Source organism: Chitinivorax sp. PXF-14 (assembly GCF_040812015.1).
In the GTDB taxonomy this organism is placed as follows: Bacteria; Pseudomonadota; Gammaproteobacteria; order Burkholderiales; family SCOH01; genus JBFNXJ01.
Genome location: NZ_JBFNXJ010000034.1, coordinates 1 through 4,148 on the forward strand (window position 1 = coordinate 1; position 4,148 = coordinate 4,148).

Here is a 4,148-nt window from a genome sequence, read left to right on the forward strand (position 1 = left end):
TGTCATTTTCAGAAGACGACTGCACCAATTGAATGGGCATAACGGCTGTTGTGCAGCCCACTCATGACAGACCGATATCAGCAGTCGGCTGCACCAATCTCGTCTATGCTTAATACTCGTGTGCACCAAAGCGAGGTGAGCATGGCGACCGATACCGTACCGATTGCCGAGCACGGCGTAGCCACCCTGTCAGAACAGGCATGGGAGCGTGCTCGCTGCCGCGCGGAGATCATTGGGCCGTTGGCGCAGTCGGAGACGGTCGGGCATGAAGCGGCCGACGCAGCAGCCCAGGCGCTGGGTCTGTCCCGGCGGCAGGTCTACGTCCTGATCCGCCGTGCCCGGCAAGGTTCGGGGCTGGTCACTGATTTGGCTCTTGGACAGTCGAGCGGTGGCAAAGGTAAAGGCCGCTTGCCGGAGTCGGTCGAACGAATCATCCGCGAGCTACTGCAAAAGCGCTTCCTGACCAAGCAGAAGCGCAGCTTGGCGGCGTTCCACCGTGAAGTTGCGCGGGTGTGCAAGCTGCAAAAGCTGCGGATGCCGGCGCGCAACACGGTCGCGTTGCGGATCGCCAGCCTTGATCCACTCAAGACCACTCGACTTCGGGAAGGCCAGGATGCGTCCCGCATCCTGCAAGGTGTTGGCGGTGTTCCTCCGCCAGTCTCCGCACCGCTGGAGCAGGTACAGATCGACCACACAGTCATCGACCTGATCGTGGTGGACGAGCGCGACCGGCAACCGATTGGCCGTCCGTACCTGACCCTCGCCATCGACGTGTTCACCCGCTGCGTGGTTGGCATGGTGGTCACGTTAGAAGCGCCATCTGCCGTTTCGGTTGGTCTGTGCCTCGCGCATGTCGCCTGCGACAAGCGCCCTTGGTTGGAAAGGTTGGACGTGGAAATGGTCTGGCCGATGAGCGGCAAGCCCGCGCTGCTCTACCTGGACAACGCGGCCGAATTCAAGAGCGAGGCGCTGCGCCGTGGCTGCGAGCAGCATGGCATCCGGTTGGACTATCGGCCTCTCGGGCAGCCGCACTATGGCGGCATCGTGGAACGGATCATCGGCACGGCGATGCAGATGATCCACGACGATCTACCGGGAACAACCTTCTCCAACCCGGACCAGCGCGGCGACTACGATTCCGAAAATAAGGCCGCCCTGACGCTGCGCGAGCTGGAGCGCTGGCTCACATTGGCGGTCGGCACCTACCACGGCTCGGTGCACAACGGTCTGCTTCAGCCACCGGCGGCGCGCTGGGCCGAGGCCGTGGCGCGCGTCGGCGTGCCGACCGTCGTCACCCGCGCCACTGCCTTTCTGGTCGATTTCCTGCCCGTCCTCCGCCGCACCCTGACCCGCACTGGCTTCGTCATCGACCACATCCACTACTACGCCGATGCGCTCAAGCCGTGGATAGCTCGGCGCGACCGCCTGCCTGCGTTCCTGATCCGGCGCGACCCACGCGACATTAGCCGCATTTGGGTGCTGGAGCCGGAGGGGCAGCACTATCTGGAAATTCCATACCGTACCTTGTCGCACCCGGCTGTCACCCTCTGGGAGCAACGGCAGGCACTGGCGAAATTGCGGCAACAAGGGCGCGAACAGGTGGATGAGTCGGCGCTGTTCCGCATGATCGGGCAGATGCGCGAAATCGTGACCACTGCGCAGAAAGCCACGCGCAAGGCGCGGCGCGACGCGGATCGACGCCAGCATCTCAAGTCAACGGAACAACCTATCAAAGCCACGCCACCAGCGGACACGGACATGGCAGACGCGCAGGCGGACAACCAGCCACCTGCCAAACCGTTCGACCAGATTGAGGAGTGGTAGCCGTGGACGAATATCCCATCATCGACCTGTCCCACCTGCTGCCGGCGGCCCAGGGCCTGGCCCGTCTCCCGGCGGACGAGCGCATCCATCGCCTGCGCGCCGACCGCTGGATCGGCTATCCGCGAGCAGTCGAGGCGTTGAACCGGCTGGAAGCCCTGTATACGTGGCCAAACAAACAACGCATGCCCAACCTGCTGTTGGTCGGTCCAACCAACAACGGCAAGTCGATGATCGTCGAGAAGTTCCGCCGCGCCCACCCGGCCAGCTCCGACGCCGACCAGGAGCACATCCCGGTATTGGTCGTGCAGATGCCGTCCGAGCCGTCGGTGATCCGCTTCTACGTCGCGCTGCTCGCGGCGATGGGTGCACCATTGCGACCGCGCCCACGGCTGCCGGAAATAGAGCAACTGGCGCTGGCACTGCTGCGCAAGGTCGGCGTGCGCATACTGGTGATCGACGAGTTGCACAACGTCCTGGCCGGCAACAGCGTCAACCGCAGGGAATTCCTCAATCTGCTGCGCTTCCTCGGCAACGAACTGCGCATCCCGCTGGTCGGGGTTGGCACGCGCGACGCCTACCTGGCCATCCGCTCGGATGGCCAGTTGGAAAATCGGTTCGAGCCGATGCTGCTGCCGGTATGGGAGGCCAACGACGATTGCTGCTCACTGCTGGCCAGCTTCGCCGCTTCGCTTCCATTGCGGCGACCCTCGTCGATTGCCACGCTGGACATGGCTCGCTACCTGCTCACACGCAGCGAGGGCACTATCGGCGAACTGGCGCACTTGCTGATGGCGGCGGCCATCGTCGCCGTGGAGAGCGGCGAGGAAGCGATCAACCACCGCACGCTCAGCATGGCCGATTACACCGGCCCAAGTGAGCGGCGGCGGCAATTCGAGCGGGAACTGATGTGAAGCCAGCGCCGCGCTGGCCACTGCATCCGGTACCCAGGGAAGGCGAAGCCCTGTCTTCGTGGCTCAACCGCGTGGCCCTTTGCTATCACATGGAAGTGTCCGAGCTGCTGGAGCACGATCTTGGTCACGGCCAGGTTGATGACCTGGACACCGCGCCACCACTGGCGCTGCTGGCGATGCTCTCCCAGCGGAGCGGTATCGAGCTGGATCGGCTGCGCTGCATGAGTTTCGCTGGCTGGGTAGCCTTGGCTACTGGACGGCCTTGATGATCAGATTCCAGCCGCATTGGAAACCTATGCGTTCCAGCTCTCGGTACTGCTGCCGAGATTCCGCCGTAAGACGCGATCCATCACGAGCTGGCGTGCCTGGCTGCCCAGCCAGCCGATAAACCGCGCCTGTCCGCTCTGCCTGAACGATCCGGAGAACCAAGCCGTACTGCTCGCGTGGAAGCTGCCCCTGATGCTGAGTTGCCCGCTGCATGGCTGCTGGCTGGAATCCTATTGGGGCGTGCCAGGGCGGTTTATCGGCTGGGAGAACGCCGACGCCGAACCGCGCACCGCCAGCGACGCGATTGCGGCGATGGACCAGCGTACCTGGCAGGCACTGACGACCGGTCACGTGGAGCTGCCGCGCCGAAGCATCCACGCCGGATTGTGGTTTCGGCTGCTACGCACGCTGCTCGATGAGCTGAACACCCCGCTTTCCGCGTGCGGAACCTGCGCGGGGTATCTCCGCCAAGCCTGGGAAGGCTGCGGGCATCCGCTGCGTGCTGGGCAAAGTCTGTGGCGACCGTATGAAACCCTGAATCCGGCAGTACGGTTGCAGATGCTGGAGGCGGCGGCAACGGCAATCAGCTTGATTGAGGTGAGGGACATAAGCCCGCCAGGCGAGGAGGCAAAGCTATTCTGGTCCGAGCCCCAAACCGGGTTCACCAGTGGCCTGCCGACGAAAGCGCCGAAGCCCGAACCCATCAATCACTGGCAGCGTGCAGTCCAGGCCATCGACGAGGCCATCATTGAAGCGCGGTACGACCCCGAAACGGCACGCTCATTGTTTGCGTTGGCTTCCTATGGTCGGCGCGACCCAGCTTCCCTGGAACAGTTGCGCGCCACCTTCGCGAAGGAAGGCATTCCCCCGGAATTTCTGTCACATTATGAGCCTGACGGACCCTTTGCATGTCTTAGACAAAATGACCGGTTAAGTGACAAATTTTGACGGCCTGAGCTTTCCGGCGCACACTGTCACATAATCGAACGTATATGTGACAGGTGCGAGATGCTGATTGGCTACATGCGAGTATCGAAGGCGGATGGCTCTCAGGCCACCGACTTGCAGCGCGATGCGTTGATTGCTGCCGGTGTCGATCCAGCGCATCTCTATGAAGATCATGCCTCCGGCAAACGCGAGGATCGC

Annotated in this window: 3 protein-coding genes and 1 pseudogene; all 4 read left to right on the plus strand. The window is 63.1% G+C overall.

Annotation, left to right across the window (positions count from 1 at the left end; genetic code table 11):
• Positions 1 to 141: 141 nt before the first annotated feature.
• On the plus strand, positions 142 to 1,824 hold the full coding sequence (locus ABWL39_RS20750; RefSeq protein ID WP_367796080.1) for a Mu transposase C-terminal domain-containing protein: 1,683 nt from the start codon (positions 142 to 144) through the stop codon (positions 1,822 to 1,824).
• A 2-nt stretch (positions 1,825 to 1,826) separates the two neighbouring features.
• The gene (locus ABWL39_RS20755) at positions 1,827 to 2,735 is read left to right on the plus strand and encodes a TniB family NTP-binding protein (RefSeq protein ID WP_367796083.1); all 909 of its coding nucleotides are present in this window, start codon (positions 1,827 to 1,829) and stop codon (positions 2,733 to 2,735) included.
• Positions 2,732 to 3,950, plus strand: a pseudogene (locus ABWL39_RS20760) (TniQ family protein). The gene ABWL39_RS20755 and the pseudogene ABWL39_RS20760 overlap by 4 nt, the downstream one beginning before the upstream one ends.
• 60 nt (positions 3,951 to 4,010) lie before the next feature.
• The coding region (locus ABWL39_RS20765) for a recombinase family protein (protein ID WP_367796086.1) at positions 4,011 to 4,148 on the plus strand (138 nt) is incomplete at its 3' end.